This window comes from bacterium (assembly GCA_017744355.1).
In the GTDB taxonomy this organism is placed as follows: domain Bacteria; phylum Cyanobacteriota; class Sericytochromatia; order S15B-MN24; family UBA4093; genus JAGIBK01.
This window is the reverse complement of the sequence record JAGIBK010000002.1, coordinates 641,332-657,828: the sequence shown is the minus strand read 5'-3', so window position 1 is coordinate 657,828 and position 16,497 is coordinate 641,332. Positions and strand designations below refer to the sequence as shown.

Sequence of the window (16,497 nt, the reverse complement as noted above, 5' to 3'; positions counted from 1 at the left end):
GAGGGGCGCTGGGCGAAGAGAAGCTGTCGCTAGCGGATCGCCGCGAGGGCGTTGAGGCGGCCCTCGCCGTAGTAGGCATCACGGCCGCGCGGACCCAGGTCATCCGCCGCCTTGAGGATGGCGCGGCGGGCCTCGGCGGGCGAGAGGCGCGGCTTGGCCTGGAGCATCAGGGCGACCGCGCCGGTGACGTGGGGGGTGGCCATGCTGGTGCCGGCCATGAACATGTGCGGCGCCGCCTGGAAGTCGAAGCCGCCCTCGGAGTAGCTGATCGCCTGGGTGCTCCAGGTGCTCAGGACCAGGTCGCGCTTGGTGTGGACCACCGGGGTGAAGGTGGCCGGATCGAAGCCGACGCCGCCGCCCGGGGCGGCGATGTCCACCAGCTTCTTGCCGTAGTTGCTATAGAAGGCGAAGGCGTCGAAATTCTGCTGGTTCTGGGGACCGACCGCCGAGACGCCGATCACCCCGTCGAGCTCTGCGGGCAAGAGGGCCGGGTCGATGTCCTTGCCGCTCATGCCGCTGTTGCCGACGGCGGCGACGATGAGGGCGCCCTTCTTCTTGGCGTAGCGGGCGGCGTGGCGGTAGGCCTTGATGGTCGGGCGCTCATCCGAGAGCGAGGTGAGGCTCATGTTGATCACCTGCGCGCCCTGGTCCGCCGCGTACTTGATGCCCTGCAGGATCCCGAAATCGTCACCCCAGCCGTCGGCGCCCATCACCTTGACGGCGATGATCGAGGCCTTGGGGGCCACCCCGGTCACGCCGTAGCCGTTGTTGGCCGCGGCGATGATGCCCGCCACGTGGCTGCCGTGACCGTTGAAGTCCGAGAAGGTCGGCTCTTCGGGCACGAACGAGACGCTGCGCTGGATATCGAGGTTGGGAGCCAGATCCGGGTTCTGCTCGTCCACGCCGGTGTCCAGGACCGCGACGCGCACGCCGTGACCCGTGTAGCCCTTGTCCCAGACTTCGGGAGCGTGGATGCTCGAAAGGCCCCACTGGTAGCCGGAGAGCGGCTCGCCCGAAGCGCCCGAGGGGTCCGGCGCCTCGACGCCCGGATCGAAGCCCGCGGCATAGGCTTTCTGGACCAGGCCCTGGCGGGTGCTCTGTTCGACGCTCTCGACGCCGTGGGCCTTTTCGAGCTTGGCCGCGAAGCCGGGCTCGCTCGAGACGACCAGCGCAACGCCCATGTCGTCGAGGGCATGGAGCAAGGTGCCGCCTGCAGCGGCGACGGCGGCCTCGAAGCCCGTGGGGATCTCCTCGTGCTTGAAGGTCACGACGTAGCGCTGCGCGCCGTTGGCTGCGATGCGGTAAAGGTTGCCACCAGGAGCCGCTCCCGCCTGCGAGGCCGAGCCGACGGTGCCGGGCGAAACCTGGCAACCAGCGGCGATCGAGACGGCCATCACCGCCCCGAGCAAAAGCGAAGCCCTCTTGGTATCCTGCATCCTGCCCTCCTTCGCACTGCGAATCTCGAACGCCATACAAGCGTTCCTGGAGGGCTTATACCTCGCAACCTTCACGATCTCTCAACGAAAAAGCCAGACAGGCGAGATTTAATTTTTGCGCAATATTGGCCGCTTTACCCCAGCACGCCGCTCGTCAGGACGCGTCGCCACCAGAGCACACCCAGGACCAATAGCCCGGCGCTGGCCAGGCAGCCCAAGATCGCGTACCCCAAGAAGAGGCGTCGCTCGCCAGGAGCGAGGCGCTCGCCGGGTTCCCTTCTGAGGCGTGCGTGAAGATAGGCAAAGGAGCGATCGCGCAGGTTGGGAATCCCGAGCCAGTCCGCGAGCACGTAGTAACCGTCCAACTTGGCGAAGGGGTTGAGGTCGAAGACGATCGAGGTGCTCGCGACGATGGCGAGCTTGAGGGCGATCGCCCGGGCGGGCTCCCCGCTGGGGATCGCCGCCCACACGAGCACGGCGAGGGCCCCGAGCCCCATCTGATAATAGAGGCCGCCGAGGCTCACGGCGATGCGATCGCGCTTGCGAGGCAAGAGGTGGGCGGCACTGACGTCGCAATAGCCAAAGGGCATCCCCATGTATAGCATGACCCCGATCTGCCGGACGGGTGCCCCCAGGGCGTAGCAGACCGCCGCATGGCCGAACTCGTGCAGCGCCAGGGTCAGAAAGAGCAGGCCGTAGATCCACGCGAGGGCATAGGGCTCCTTGAGGCCGAAGAGGCGGGTGATCTCGCCCGAGACCTCTCCCCAGGCCCCGAAGACCAGGACGGTGGCCAGGACGAGCAGCGGCACCCAGACGCCCCACAAGAAGCCCGCGCGCGAAGTCGAGCGCAGCACCGGCGCCAAAAAATCGAGCAGGGGCGTCGGGTCCCAGAGGGGCACCTTCCACTGCACCGCGTCGCGCCAGGTCCGCGCTGGTCGCGGCCGCTGGGGGGGCTTGCGCCGGTCGTAGATCAGGCCAGATTCGAGCAAGCGCGTCGCGAACACCGCCACCTGGGAAGGAGCGACGAGACATCCCGCCGATTGCCAGGCCCCCGTGAGCAGCTCCGGGTAGTCGGTGGCTTTCACGAGGGCTTCGGCCAAAGCGTGGTCCGCCACCGAAAAGCGAAGGTAGGTTCCGTAGCGGGCGACGCCCGCGATGACGAAACGCTCGCCGCCCTGCGAGAGGTCGCTGACGAGGCACTCGGGATGCCAAGCCAAGTGGCCGAGCATGGACCACACGGGCTCGGGGCCCAGGGGCTGAGCGAGCAAGGCTTCGGCAAGCGGCGGCATCGTGTGAGACGGCTCGAACTGCTGCATGTTGGCTCTTGTACCCCGTTTGAAGTTCGATGCAGCCGGAAAGAAAGATTGCGTGAATATTGCACCAGGATGAACGAATGCAACATTCCCGTGAATAGTTGATTAAAGCAAGCGAAAAGGCGTTAGAGAGGTGTTAGGAAGCGGGTAGTAGATGAGTAACGGACCGGACTCAGCTCCGCAACACGAGGAGGATGTACGAATGCTCACCAACAGCAAGCTTATCGATTTCGTCAACCGCGTCGCCGTCGACCAGGATCTGCGCGCGTCGCTCGAAACCGACTTCGATGGTACCCTCTCGGCCAACGAAATCGCCCTGAGCGGTGCCGAACGCGAATCCCTCAAGGCCAGCTACCGTTACCTGCGCGCGGTCGACCCCATGACGCTCGAGAGCCGCATCGCGGCGGGCAAGGGCGACCCGACCGGCGGCGCCACCCCCGCCTGCTAAGATCCCCAACGAGACGGGTAAGAAAGGGCAGGGGAGCCGTGGCTCCCCTGCCTGTTTTTGAAGGCGGAGGCGCATGCAGGATCCCACGACCATGGAGCCGGCTCCCGAGCGAGAGTTCTTCGTCCAGATCTCGGTGACCAACCGCTGCAACCTTTCGTGTCGCCATTGCTACCGGGACGTGCGTACCGCCTTTCCTGACGAGTACAGCACCGAGGAGCTGATCGGCATCTTGCATCAGGTCCGCGACCTGGCCGCGCGGCTCGGTCGCGAGCCCAACGTCCTGTTCAGCGGCGGCGAGCCGCTCTCGCGCCCCGACCTGGGGCTGCTCGTCAAGGTCGCTCAGTCGCTGGGCATCGTGACCCACCTCAACACCAACGGCACCCTCATCACCCCCGAGATGGCCGCCGCCCTCAAGGCCTGGGGGATCCTGGGGGTCCAGGTCTCGCTGGACGGCCCTACCCCCGAGACTCACGACCGCATCCGCGGGCGTGGCAACTTCGAACGCGCCCTGACGGGGGTGCGCAACCTCCGCGCCGAGGGGATCGAGGTGATGTTCAAGGTCACCCTCATGCCGGGGGTCAACGACACGGCCATCGCCCCCTTCTACGCGCTCGCCAACCACGAGGGGGTCCGCGTGCTCTCCTTCGCGCGCCTCATCGCCATCGGGCCGGGTGCTCGCCTGCGCCAGCTCACCGGTGCCGAGTACCGCGCGGCCCTCGACGCCATCGCCCAGGAGGCCGCCCAATCGCCCTTCACCCGGACCGAGATCCGGGACGCGGGCTTCGACCGCGCCTTCTCCCTGTCCTACCCCCACATCTTCCACAGCGAAGAGGGGATTTCCTTCATGGCCCTGGACGCGGACGGCACCGCCTACGCCGGCCGACGCACCCCCATCGTGATCGGCAACGTGCGCGAGACGAGCCTCGAAGCGGTGTGGGCCCACCCGGTGCTCGAAGAACTGCGCACCCGGCGCATCACCGGCAAGTGCGCGAGCTGCGAGCTGTTCGAGGTCTGCGGCGGGGGGTCCCGAGCGGCGGCCTACGGCACGACCGGCGACTACATGGCCCCCGACCCCCACTGCTGGTACGAGCCGGGCCAGGGCGAGCGGCTCGACGCCCCTGACGCGCTCGCCCTCCCGATGGTAGGCTAGGGCCCATGACACGCATCCTCGGCATCGACCTGGGCAACGCCAAGGTCAAGTACGTTCTCCTCGAAGCCGCCTCCCCGGCGCCGCGCGCGCGGTGGGCGAGCTACGGATTGCCCTACACCCAGGCCCTCATGCCCGATCGCAGCCTCGACTTCGAGGCGGGGCTCATGGCCACCGCGACCGCCTTTCTCGCCGAGGCGGGCTGCTCGGTGCGCGACCTGGACCGGGTGATCCTCTCGACCAGCCACTTCTACAGCTACCCCAGCTTCCGGCACGCCCTGCACCACACCGCTCGCATGGCCGAAAGCCTCTTCGAGGGGCGCGCCTTTTTGGTCGGCGCCGACGGCGCGCTCTACCGGAGCGAAGAGGCGCTCGGCCTGGAAGGGCACCAAGTGCTGCGCTTCGCCGCCACCAAGTTCTGGGGGTCGGCGTACCTCGCGAGCAAGCTCGTCAAGCACGGGCTCAGCGTGGACGTGGGGACGACCTCGACCGACGTGATCGCCATTCTCGACGGATCCATCGAGAGCGCCTCGCTGGCGGATCCGGACGGCTACAACCTCTCGCGGCTCGAGACCCAGCGCCTGATGTGGTACGGCATGACGGCCACCCCGCTCGACTATGTCACGAAGCAGGCCTCAGCCGGCGGCCGCGCCTACCCCCTCTATCCTCGGATGGGCGCCACCGAGTGCCTCACCCGGATCCTGGACCTGGTGCCCGCCGAGCTTGCAGCGACGCATGCCTACTTCGGACGCTACCCGAGCCGCGAGGCCGCGTTCGCCGATCTGGCCCAGGCCTTCGGCCTGGATCGAGAGCTCTTGAGCGAGGCGGAGCTCGTCGCGCTCGCCGACAACCTCCACCGGCAGCTCATCGCGCGCGTCGCCGAGGGGATCGCCCGCGTGGCGGCCCAGGCGGGGCTCGGGCATCCCAAGGAGCTCGAAGCGGCGGTCATGGGCCTCGGCAAGGACGCGCTCGCGCGGCCCGCGCTGCTCGCCTGCGGCGTGCCCCACGACCGCATCCGGGACCTGGAAGATGTACTGGGGCCCGAGCTGAGCGCAGTCTCCACCGCCTACGGCGCGGCTCTCAAGGGGCTCGAGAGCCTGAGCGGCACCCCGCAGCCCCTGAGCGTCTAAATAAATAGCGGGCCGGGTCGACTGGAAGCCGACCCGGCCCTTTTGATTTTCCCCAAAGCTAGTTCGCCCGCAGGGTCACCAGGGTGATGTCGTCGAACTGATCCGAGCCTTCCGAGAAGGTGCGGATGGTCTCCAGGATCCGCTCCTCGACCTCCTTGGGCGCGGCCTTCCGGTTGGCGAAGACGATCTCGGCGAGGCGCTCCTCTCCGAACTGCTCGCTGCTCGGGCTGATCGCATCCTCTACGCCGTCGCTGTACAGCACGAGCAGCTCGCCCGGGGCTATGACGGCCGTGTTGCCGTCATAGGTCGCCGTCGGGAACATGCCGAGCGACACCCCCTTGGCCTCCAGGCGGCCGCTGGTGCCGATGGGTAGGGGATTGCCCGCGTTGGCATAGGTGAGGGTGCGATCGCGCGAGTCGTAGACCGCGTAGAAGGCCGTCACGAACATCTTGCGCGAGGGGCGGTTCAGGTAGATCAGCTCGTTGGCCTTGGCCATGACGTCGGCGGCCGAGGGGTTACCCCGCGCGATGGACCGGAAGATGACGAGGGTCATGGCCATCAGGAGGGCCGCCGGCACCCCCTTGCCCGACACGTCCCCAATCAGCACCCCGAAGCGGTGCTCGTCCACCTGGATCACGTCGTAGAAGTCCCCCCCGACCTCGAGGGCCGGGATCGAGGTGGCGGCGAACTCCACCCCGTGCATGGCGGGCAGCGAGGTCGGCAAGAGGCCCGTCTGGACCTCGTGGGCGATTTCCAGCTCGCGCTTGAGACGCGCCTGACCGGCAAGCTGACCGAAGAGCTCGGCGTTCTTGATCCAGAGCGCGAGCTGCTGGCCGAGGCCCATGAGCAGGGTGCGGTCCGTCGAGTTGAAGGGCTGGTCGCTCTTGCGGGGACCGACCAGCACCAGGCCCACCAGCTCCTCCTTGAGGCGCAGGGGGGTGGCCGTCGCCGCGGGCATCCCTGGCAGATCGATGGGGTCCTGGCTGATCGAGGGGCCGCGAGGGGTGAGCAGCGCCTGGAGGGCCGGATCCGCCGTATCCAGGACGACGCCGCCCGAAAGGGCGAGGCCCCGACTCTCACGCAGCACCAGTTGGCCGCCCGTCGCGTCCTGGATCAGCACCGCCACGTAAGTCGGGTGGAGCGCATGCTCGAGGCTGGAAGCGAAGGCGCGGAGCAGCTCCTGGGGATCGAAGGTCTCACGGGCGCGATCGCCGAAGTCGGTCAAAAGGCGCGCCGGGTCGTAGCCGCTGCGGAAGAAGAGCTTGTCGACCAGCACCTTGGTGCGATCGCGCAAAGGCGCGACCAGGAGCACGACCACGCCGGTCGCGATGATGCTCGCCGGATCCATCTGGCCGCCAGTGCCGAACAGGCTCCGGATCCCGAGGGTCAGGACGAAGTAGGCCGCCGCCAGCGCCACCGACATCACCGAGTAGGTGACGGTGCGCTTGATGATGACGTCGATGTCGAACAGGCGATGCCGGACGATGGTGTAGGCGACGGCCGCGGGGAAGAGGACCATCGCGAAGTAGGTCAGCTCGCTGCCTGGCACCGTGATCCCGAGCAGAGCCACGGCGTTGACCACGATCGCCGGGAAGAAGGCGGCGAGCGCCCCCCACAGGATGATGTTCGCCTGCTTCTTGATCTGCGGGGTGCTCGTCGCGCTCAGGCGGGCCCAGACCGAGGAGGCCGGGATCAGCAGGATCGTCGCGGACGAGACGAAGGTGAGGGCCGCGAAGGCCTGGGGCCAGCGCTCCGGGTTGTGGAAGCTAGCGATGATGTAGGCCATGAAGGCCAGGCCCGCCACCAGGTTCAGGGGAATGAGCCAAGGGTGCCGCTGGACCAGGGGCACCGGCCGCGGGACCAAGAAGGCGAGGTTCAGGGCCACCGCCCCGATCAGGGCGAAGCACGGGTTGTGCGGAAAGGCCGTGAAGACGTGAGTGGTGAGGCCGTCGAAGTTGGTCAGGGCGAAGCCGCCGAAGACCATGCAGAAGATGAAGTGGGCACGGGCGATGGGATCCCCGGGCTTGACCAGGGAGACGAGAATCCCCACCACGATGTGGAACAGGCCCACCACCCAGAACGTCATGAAGAACCCGACGAAGTCGAAGGGGGTGAAGGTCTGGGTGGGGATGACCAGGGTCATGGTCTTGAAGCCGCCGGCTTCGGGGCGCTCGATCGTGTATTTGAGCGGGGTGCCCACGGGATGCGAGGCGACCATCCGGCGCAGCTCGGCGCTGGTCTTGATCGGCTTGTCCTGGATCGCCACGACCCGGTCCACCTGCTTGATCCCGCGCTGGAAGCCCGTCCAGCGGGCAGACGCGATCGAGTCGACCGTGTTGTTGCCCAGCACGACGAACCCTGGAAAGGGGCGGTTGATCGAAGTCGTCGCCAGCAGGAGGGTGACCAACGCCAAGAGCAACAAGGATGTGGCGGTGGCCCAGAAGGCGATGGCGTTGATACGATTGAGTTTCACTGAATTGCCATCCTCTTGAGGGAGTAGTAGCCTTATACCATCGATCGCCCTTTTCAATCGTGGCGAGATCGTGAGGATGCCGCTCACGCCAAATCATGTCGGCGCTTACTTCCTATTGACCGAGGCTCTGCGGATGACGACTGCTCAAGCTGCCCGCCTTATCGGCCCCAAGGCCCTCTCCTTCCTCAAGGCCCAGGCGGCCGATGGCTTCCAGGAAGCCCTCGATCTCCAGTTCGGCCTGTACGGCCACCCGGTGGTGATCGCGAGCGTGTTCCCCGTGGGACTGGTCCTCTTGGGGATGCTCGCCCATTCGCCCGAGGACCCTGAGGTGCGCGCAATCGCCGCGCACGAGGCCGCGCAGTTCGCGATGCTGGGCGAGGCGCAAGGTTGGCGCTACTACAACCTCTGCCCCGAGATCCCGCCCGACACGGACGATTTGGCCGTGGTCACCGCCCTCTTTCACATGGTCGGCGCCCACCAGGACCGGCTGATCGCCCCGCTCGAAACCCTCGCCTCCAACGCGGTGGCCCCCGGTCGCTTCCGCACCTGGCTCGCCGACAGCCCCGAGGCCCGCGTCGAGGCGGATCGGCGCTGGGGGGTGGGCCCCGACCCGGTGCAGCCCGAGGTGACGGCCCACATGCTCTGGGCGCTCGGCGTCACGGGCGACCCCGCGCACGCCGAGACACTTCGCGCCGGCGCCCGGTGGCTCGCGAGCCTCCAAGCGAACGGGATCTGGGAGACCTACAACTACTACGGGGCGGCCTACGGCACCTACCAAGCCCTGCGCCTTTACCGGCAGGTCGAAAGTCGCTGGCCCGAGACGGCCGAAGAGTTCCGGGCCTCGCGGGCGGCGGCGCGCGAGGCGCTGCTCGCCTCCCAGGATCCCTCGGGCGGCTGGGTCGCGCGGGTGGTGCCACACGGGGTCCGCGACCAGGGCGGCCGCTACGAGACGCCCGCGCACGCGGGTGCGCTCGAGACCGCCTTCGCCCTCTCGGCCCTCGCCTGCCTTGCCTCCGATCCCGCCGTGGCGGAGGCCTCGGCCCGGGGCTGGGAATACCTGGCGAGCCTGCAAGCGCCGGACGGGGGATTTGCCGCCGAGCCGTACTACTACACCATCGGGCTGGTCCCCCACCAGAGCCGCTGCCTGACCACGGCCGCCGTGCTTGCGGCAGCGGCGCATCTGCTTCATAATAACGACAGATAAAATACTGTTCGCCGTCGCCGACTTTCCGCCGTTCCCGAAGCTGTGGTTTTGCGGCGAAGGCCGCGTATAATGGGACGGGTGCCCCCTCTCCGGCTCATCATCAGAGGTTCTCAACTTTGGAAGCTTTTAGGCAAAGCGTCGAAACGGCTGGCGACATCACCTTCGTGAAGGCCGAGGGGTTCGTCGACGCTCACACCGCTCCGCAGCTCGAGCGCTTGCTCAACGACCTGGTCGCCCAGCAGCACTACAAGGTCGTGCTCGACTGCAAGCACATGGACTACATCTCGAGTGCCGGTCTCGGCGTGCTGATGGGGGCCATCAGCAACTTCCGGCAAAACCACGGCGACCTCAAGGTCGTGCAACTGCCCCAGAAGGTCTTCAAGATCTTCGACCTGCTCGGCTTCACCAAGCTCTTCGAGATCTACGACTCCCGCGGCGAGGCGATCGCCGCCTTCCAAGAGAGTTAAAGGCAATGTCCGACGGCTGCTTCGAAGCGACGTTCCGCAGCGATACCGCGAACCTTTCGCGGATCCGCGCGTTCGTTCGTGAGAAGGCAGCCAGCATGGGCTTCTCCAGTGAGGCCATCGACAGCATCGAGCTCGCGGTGGACGAAGCCTGCGCCAACGTCATGGAGCACGCCTACCCCCAGCACAGCCAGAACGTCGGCCTGCACCTCTCGATCCAAACCGACCCCCACGCCTTCACCGTGGTGATCGCCGACCGCGGCTCGACCTTCGACCCGATCGCGGTGCCGCCGCCCAACCTCGACCAGCACCTGGCCGAGTTCCGGGTGGGGGGGCTCGGCATCTTCCTGATGCGCAGCCTGATGGACCACGTCGACTACCACATCCAGCCCGGCTTCAAGAACGAGGTCCGGCTGGTCAAGTACCTGAGTACCGCCAAACCTTGATCCTCACCAGCCTCCAGAACCCCAAGCTCAAGGCCCTGCGCGCCCTTCACACCCGCAAGGGCCGCAAGCAAGCGGGCCTCTTCCTCCTCGAAACCACCAAGCTCGTCCAGGAAGCCCTCAAGAGCGGCTGGCCGCTCGTCGAGGCCTTCGTGACCGAGAGCTGGCTTGCGAAGTACGGCACCCTCGACGGCGTCCCGACGACGCTGGTCGCCGAGCGCCTCTTCGACCAGCTCGTGACCACCGAGACCCCCGAGGGGGTGGTGGCGATCGCCAAGATCCCCGCCCCCGCCGCCACGGTGCCCGTGCCCGAGAACGCCTTCTTCGTGGTGGCCGACAGCCTCCAGGATCCTGGCAACCTGGGCACCGTCATTCGCACCGCCGACGCGGTGGGCGCGAGCGCCGTCCTGGTGGGACCCGGCACGGTCGATCCCTACTCACCCAAGGCGGTGCGCGCCACCATGGGCTCGCTCTTCCACCTGCCGGTGCTGGTGCGCCCCTCGCTGGAAGACGACCTGTCACGCCTCAAGGCCCAGGGGGTCGCCGTCTACGCCACCGCGCTACGGACCGACCGCTCGCTCTACGACCTGGACCTCAAGGGCAAGGTCGCCTGGCTCGTCGGCAACGAGGGCGCGGGCCTCTCGGACGAGATGATTGGGCTTGCGACCGAGGCCGTCTCCATCCCCATGCCGGGCCAGGCCGAATCGCTCAACGCGGGGATCGCAACCGCCGTCTGCCTCTACGAGACCCTGCGCCAGCGCCGTCCCTGAATTCTTCTCCCTTTCAAAACGCATCGGGCCTGCCCAAAAGGGCAGGCCCGATGCGTTTGAGACAGGAAGCTACGCCCAGCGCTCGATCTGCTGCGCGAGGGTGGTAAGCTGCGCATCCACCTCGCCCATGCGGGTCCGCAGCTTGTCCACCACGTGGGCCGGAGCCTTCGAGACGAAGGCCTCGTTCGAGAGCTGGCCTTCCAGGCGCTGGCGCTCGCCCGTGAGCTGGCCCTGCTCCTTCTTGAGGCGCTCGACTTCCTTCTGGATGTCCAGCAGACCCTCGAGAGGCAGCAGGATCGTATTCTCGCCGGCGACACCCGAGGCGGCCTGGGCGATCTCGACCGGCTCGGCACCCACTTCGACCGCTTCCGAGCGGGTGAGGTGGCCGATGGTGTCCTTCATGCGGGCGAGCAACTCATGCTGCTTGCCGAAGATCACCAGGCGCTCGGCCTTCTTGGCGGGGGGCACGCCGAGCTCCGCACGCATGTTGCGGACGGTGCGGATGACCTCCATGACGAGCGCCATCTCGGCTTCGACGGCCTCGTTGCGCAGCGACGCCTGGTCGGCGGGCCACTGGGTCGCAAGCAGGGTCTCGGTGGGAGCGACCAGCTCCTGAGCGACCAGCTGCGCGTAGATCTCCTCGGTGATGAAGGGCATGAAGGGGTGCAAAAGGCGCAGCACCGTCGAGAGCACCTCGCGCAGCACGGCCTTGACCGCCTCGTCCCCTTCACGCATGCGGGGCTTGGCGAGCTCCAGGTACCAATCGCAGAACTCGCTCCAGACGAACTCGTAGAGGGCGGTAGTCGCATCCGAGAGCGCGAAGGCGTCGACGGCCTCGGTCACCGTCTGCACCGTGTGCTGCAGGCGGCTGAGGATCCAGCGGTCGGCGATGTCCAGGCGCTCGGGCGCGACCTGGGCGACGTCGGTCTTGAAGCCCTGGGGCAGGTTCATGAGGACGAAGCGGCTCGCGTTCCAGAGCTTGTTGGCGAAGTTGCGGCCCGCCTCGAGCTTGTCCTCGGTGTAGCGGACGTCCTGGGCGCTGGTGCCGGCGCCGGCGAACCAGAAGCGGCAGGCGTCGGTGCCGTACTTACCCATGATTTCGAGCGGATCGACCCCGGTGCCCTTGGACTTGCTCATGCGCTGGCCCTTGGCGTCCAGGATGGTCGCGTGGATCACCACGTCCTGGAAGGGGATCTCGTGCTCGAACTCCATGCTCATGAACACCATGCGCGCCACCCACAGGTAGATGATGTCGCGCGCGGTCGAGAGCACGTTGGTCGGGTAGAAGTAGTCGAACTCGGGGGTCTTCTCAGGCCAACCGAGGGTGGCGAAGGGCCACATGGCGCTCGAGAACCAGGTGTCGAGCACGTCGGGATCCTGCTCGGTCGGCTTCGCGCAGGTCGGGCACTGGGTCAGGTCGGTGACCGAGGCGTGGGCATGGCCGTCCTCGCAGGTCCAGACCGGGATGCGGTGGCCCCACCACAGCTGACGCGAGACGCACCAGTCGCGGATGTTGCGCAGCCAGTCGAGGTAGACGCCCTTCCAGCGATCGGGCGTGAAGTCCACCTTGCCGTCCTCGACCACCTTGATGGCGGGAGCGGCGAGCTGCTGCATGGCGACGAACCACTGGTCAGAGAGGCGCGGCTCGATGACGGTCGAACAGCGATCGCAGTGGGTGACGTTGTTGCGGTAGGCCTCTTCCTTGACCAGGACACCCTCGTCGCGCAGGCGCTTGGCAGCGACCTGGCGCGCCTCGAAGCGGTCCATTCCCGCCCACTCGGCACCGGCCGCCTCGCTCATGGTCCCTTCGGGGGTCATGACGTCGATGCTGGGCAGGCCGTGACGCTGGCCGATCTCGTAGTCGGCCGGGTCGTGGGCGGGGGTGATCTTGAGGGCACCGGTGCCGAACTCGCGCTCCACGTGGGTGTCGGCGATGACGGGCACCAGGCGATCGGTCATGGGGACGCGCACCTTCTTGCCGACCATGGCGGCGTAGCGCTCGTCCTCGGGGTGCACGGCGATCGCCACGTCGCCGAGGATGGTCTCGGGGCGCACGGTGGCGATGGTGATGGAGCCCGAGCCGTCCTCAAGGGCGTACTGGACGTGGTACAGGGTGCTGTCCGACTCCTTGTAGACCACTTCGAGGTCCGACAGCGAGGTCAGGCAGCGGGGGCACCAGTTGATGATGCGGTTGCCGCGGTAGATCAGGCCCTTGTCGTAGAGGTGCACGAAGGCCTTGCGGACAGCCTTGGTGTAGCCCTCGTCCATGGTGAAGCGCAGGCGGCTGTAGTCCATGGACGCGCCCATCTTGCGGTACTGGTTGACGATGGTGTTGCCGGACTGCTCCTTCCACTCCCAGACCCGCTCGATGAAGGCCTCGCGGCCCACGTCGTGGCGGCTCTTGCCCTCTTCGTTGCGGAGCTTGCGCTCGACCACGTTCTGGGTGGCGATGCCGGCGTGGTCGGTACCGCCCTGCCAGAGGACGCCGTAGCCCTGCATGCGGCGCGTGCGGCACAGCACGTCCTGGATGGTGCCGTTGGTGGCGTGGCCCAGGTGCAAGGAGCCGGTCACGTTCGGAGGGGGCAGGACGATGGAGAAGGGCTTCTTGGCCGGATCCATGTCCATCTTGAAGACGTTGAGCGCCTCCCAGCGATCGCTCCACCTGGGCTCGACGGCGGCGGGCTCGTAAGCGGTAGACATCTGTGGGGCGGCGGTCGTGGTGGGTTCCATGGAGCCTCCGAAATCGTGCGGGACAGCGGGTTGTAGGCGCAAATTTAACGCCGAAATCAAGGATATTTTAACACAGAGCCCCCGCTCCCTCCCAGGAAAGCGGGGGCTCACTGCGTCTTGGTGGCTCAGGCCGGCTCGACGGCGAAGACCTCGCGCAGGCTCTCGACCAGGTTCGAGTTCTGCCAGCCCAGGTCCCGGAAGGCCTTGCCGTTGTCGTAGGCGATCCGCGCCGGTAGGGGAAGAGGGAGGGCAAGGGCGGGCCCCTTACCGCTCGCTTCCTTCCAGGCCTCGAAGAACTCCCAGGTGGATCGGGCCTCGCCCGCTGTGTTGTAGGCCTCGCCGACGGAGACCTCGCACTCGAGGGCGCGAGCCGCCGCCTCGGCCACGTCCTTGGCGTAGACGAAGGGGAACACGAGCTTCGGCACCACCATGAGCGGCAGGCGGGTCAGGCGACGCACCAGGGGCATGAAGTTGGGATCGTGGGCGCCGTAGATCCCGGAAGGCCGCAAGACGGTCAGGTCCAGGCCGTAGTCGGCACTCAGGCGCCAAGCCAAAGCCTCGCTCAGGGCCTTGGTGGTCCGGTAGGCCCCGGCGGTGAAGCGATCCTTGAGTTCGAGCTTGGGGTCGTCCTCGTGGGCGTACCCAAGCTGCCGGCGGTAGACCCCAACGGTGCTGATGTGGACGACGCGCCGGACCTCGGCTTCGCGCAGGGCCTCGAAGGTGTGCTCGGTACCGAGCTGGTTGGGGCGGAAGTTCTCCTCCCATCCCCCTTTGGTCAGGCTGTAGAGGGCAGCGGTGTGGACGACCGCGTCCATCCCCGTGAACGCCGCCTTCAGGGCCGGCGGGTCCATCAGGTCGGCCTTTCGAATCTCATGGCAGCGCTCGGCGAGATCCGGCACCTTGAGTGGATTGCGCACCACGCCCACCACCTTCGCGCCCCGCGCGCGCAGCACGTCCACCACGTACCCGCCCAAGAATCCGCTCGCGCCGGTCACGGCGATCGACTTGCCCTTCAAATCCATCATCGGCGTCCTTTCGTTGGAAGCCGTCATTGTATCAGAGCCCCCCTGAAAGCTGTGAACAATTGAAAACCCTCGTCCTCTCGGATACGTGGCGCTCAGGCCGATGGGGCCCCGATCGCGGGCCCTCCCTTCAAAGGCCTGCCAGAGGGCTATCCAAATTTTAACCCTCAGTCGCGCGGTAATCGCATCATCTCGGGAGGGTAAAGCGCAGAAGGGGGACGCCATTGCCCACTAATCTAGCCGTCCCACTTCCCTTAACTCCCCACATCCAGCGAAGGAGCTCTTGCTTGTTCAATCGTAAACTATCCCTGCTCACGCTCTCCGGGACGCTACTGGCGTTCGGCGGGCTCGCCGGCTGCGCCACCACGCCCGGCACCATTTCCCCGAGCGCGAACCTGGCAACGCCGGGCGCCTCGCGCCCCGCCCCGGCCGTTGCCGGCAAGGTCGTCGTGAAGATGAAGAACGGCACGGGCTCCCGGGCGGTCCAGGGCATGCGGATGGTTCAGGCCGTCGAAGGCCTGAGCGAGACCCGCGTCTACAGCGTGCCCGAGGGCAGCACCGTCGAAGAGACGATCGCCAAGCTGCGCCATGATCCGAACGTCGTCTACGCCGAGCCCGACTACATCTACCACGCCACCGACATCCGCTCGCAGGCGACGACCGACGATCCGATGCTCAGCCAGCTCTGGGGCATCAAGAAGATCCAGGCTCCCGAGGCCTGGGACACCACCACGGGCGATGAGGCCGTGACGGTGGCAGTGGTCGACACCGGCGTGGACTACAACCACGAGGACCTCGCGGGCAAGGTCATCAAGGGGCCCGACTTCGGTAACAACGACAACGATCCCATGGACGACCAGGGCCACGGCACCCACGTGGCGGGCACCATCGCCGGCATCGGCAACAACGGCAAGGGCGTGGTCGGCGTCGCCTACAAGACCAAGATCCTCGCCATCAAGGTGCTGGGCTCCGACGGCTCGGGCTCGACCTCGGCGATCGCCCAGGGCATCCTCAAGGCCCAGGAGATGGGCGCTCGGGTCATCAACCTCTCGCTGGGCGGTCCCCAGGAGGCCTCAGTTCTCAAGGACGCGCTCGACAAGGTTACGGCCAAGGGCGTGCTGTGCGTGGTTGCCTCGGGCAACGACAACAAGAGCACCCCCAACTACCCGGCGGCTTACCCCAACGCCCTGTCGGTGGGCGCTACGGACCAGTCGGACAAGCGTACCGTCTTCTCCAACTACGCAAGCTCGGTGGACATCGCGGCCCCCGGCCTCGACATCCTCTCGAGCACCGGCGGCAGCTACAAGAAGATGTCCGGCACCAGCATGGCCAGCCCGCACGTCGCGGGGGCTGCGGCCCTCTTGCTCGCCAAGTACCCCTCGCTGACCCCTCAGCAGGTGCGCGACGCCCTGACCAAGAGCGGTGACAACACCAGCGGCTTCAGCAACGGGATCAAGCGCCTCAACGTGGCCCGAGCCCTGACGCTCGCCGGCGGCGGCAGCCTGCCTGAGCCGCAGCCCGCGCCCACCCCGGATCCGGATCAAGACCAGCAGCCGAGCCCGAACCCCGCGCCGGGTCGTGGTCAGCAGCCCTTCCCGGGTCAACCCGGTCCTGGCCAGCCCTTCCCGGGTCAGCCTGGCCCTGGTCAGCCCTTCCCCGGCCAACCTGGCCCTGGTCACGGTCAGCGGCCCGGGCCTGGTCACGGGCATCAGCCCGGTCATGGCCACCGGCCGGCCCCTGGTCATCAGCCCGGCGCCGGGCAGCCGATGCCCTTCCCCGGCTGGCCCTTCTCGCGCTAAAGCCTGACTCCCTCAAGCCCCTTCGAGCATGCTCGAAGGGGCTTGACCCTACGGGCCCTCGGAGCGAGCATGCCTTTGTTCCCTAATCTTGAGGAGATCGCCGATGTCTGTCCTTGCG

13 protein-coding genes are annotated in these 16,497 nt (G+C 67.1%); 8 read left to right on the top strand and 5 right to left on the bottom strand.

Annotated elements, in window-relative coordinates; all coding sequences use genetic code 11:
• Nucleotides 1-29: 29 nt before the first annotated feature.
• Nucleotides 30-1,436, bottom strand: a complete 1,407-nt coding sequence (locus tag J7643_08630; GenBank protein ID MBO9540642.1) for a S8 family serine peptidase — start codon at nt 1,434-1,436, stop codon at nt 30-32.
• Nucleotides 1,437-1,570: 134 nt separating this feature from the next.
• Entirely contained in the window at nt 1,571-2,752 is a 1,182-nt protein-coding gene (locus J7643_08625; protein ID MBO9540641.1) for a hypothetical protein, read from the bottom strand.
• A gap of 199 nt (nt 2,753-2,951) precedes the next feature.
• Between J7643_08625 and J7643_08620 the strand changes: the two genes are divergently transcribed.
• The 3 genes from J7643_08620 (at nt 2,952) to J7643_08610 (ending at nt 5,474) form a co-directional block, all read left to right on the top strand.
• Nucleotides 2,952-3,197, top strand: a complete 246-nt coding sequence (locus J7643_08620; GenBank protein MBO9540640.1) for a hypothetical protein — start codon at nt 2,952-2,954, stop codon at nt 3,195-3,197.
• Between the two features lie 73 nt (nt 3,198-3,270).
• Nucleotides 3,271-4,347 carry a radical SAM protein gene (locus J7643_08615; GenBank protein MBO9540639.1) on the top strand — a complete coding sequence of 359 codons (1,077 nt, stop codon included), beginning with the start codon at nt 3,271-3,273 and terminating at the stop codon, nt 4,345-4,347.
• Nucleotides 4,348-4,352: 5 nt separating this feature from the next.
• Entirely contained in the window at nt 4,353-5,474 is a 1,122-nt protein-coding gene (locus J7643_08610; GenBank protein MBO9540638.1) for a hypothetical protein, read from the top strand.
• A gap of 58 nt (nt 5,475-5,532) precedes the next feature.
• On the opposite strand, the gene J7643_08605 is transcribed toward J7643_08610, so the two are convergent.
• The gene (locus J7643_08605) at nt 5,533-7,947 is read right to left on the bottom strand and encodes a SpoIIE family protein phosphatase (GenBank protein ID MBO9540637.1); all 2,415 of its coding nucleotides are present in this window, start codon (nt 7,945-7,947) and stop codon (nt 5,533-5,535) included.
• Nucleotides 7,948-8,080: 133 nt separating this feature from the next.
• On the opposite strand from J7643_08605, the gene J7643_08600 reads away from it, so the two are divergent.
• The 4 genes from J7643_08600 (at nt 8,081) to J7643_08585 (ending at nt 10,828) form a co-directional block, all read left to right on the top strand.
• Nucleotides 8,081-9,151, top strand: a complete 1,071-nt coding sequence (locus J7643_08600; protein MBO9540636.1) for a hypothetical protein — start codon at nt 8,081-8,083, stop codon at nt 9,149-9,151.
• Between the two features lie 116 nt (nt 9,152-9,267).
• Nucleotides 9,268-9,618, top strand: a complete 351-nt coding sequence (locus tag J7643_08595; protein ID MBO9540635.1) for an STAS domain-containing protein — start codon at nt 9,268-9,270, stop codon at nt 9,616-9,618.
• 5 nt (nt 9,619-9,623) lie between these two features.
• Nucleotides 9,624-10,061 carry an ATP-binding protein gene (locus tag J7643_08590; protein ID MBO9540634.1) on the top strand — a complete coding sequence of 146 codons (438 nt, stop codon included), beginning with the start codon at nt 9,624-9,626 and terminating at the stop codon, nt 10,059-10,061.
• Complete coding sequence (locus J7643_08585) at nt 10,058-10,828, top strand: RNA methyltransferase (GenBank protein ID MBO9540633.1); 771 nt, start codon at nt 10,058-10,060, stop codon at nt 10,826-10,828. The genes J7643_08590 and J7643_08585 overlap by 4 nt, the downstream gene beginning before the upstream one ends.
• Nucleotides 10,829-10,897: 69 nt before the next feature.
• On the opposite strand, the gene J7643_08580 is transcribed toward J7643_08585, so the two are convergent.
• Complete coding sequence (locus J7643_08580; GenBank protein MBO9540632.1) at nt 10,898-13,528, bottom strand: valine--tRNA ligase; 2,631 nt, start codon at nt 13,526-13,528, stop codon at nt 10,898-10,900.
• A gap of 155 nt (nt 13,529-13,683) precedes the next feature.
• Nucleotides 13,684-14,583: an NAD-dependent epimerase/dehydratase family protein gene (locus tag J7643_08575; GenBank protein MBO9540631.1), complete on the bottom strand. Its 900-nt coding sequence runs from the start codon at nt 14,581-14,583 to the stop codon at nt 13,684-13,686.
• 284 nt (nt 14,584-14,867) lie between these two features.
• Here J7643_08575 and J7643_08570 point away from each other — a divergent pair, with 284 nt between their 5' ends.
• Nucleotides 14,868-16,379, top strand: a complete 1,512-nt coding sequence (locus J7643_08570; GenBank protein MBO9540630.1) for a S8 family serine peptidase — start codon at nt 14,868-14,870, stop codon at nt 16,377-16,379.
• Nucleotides 16,380-16,497: the final 118 nt, after the last annotated feature.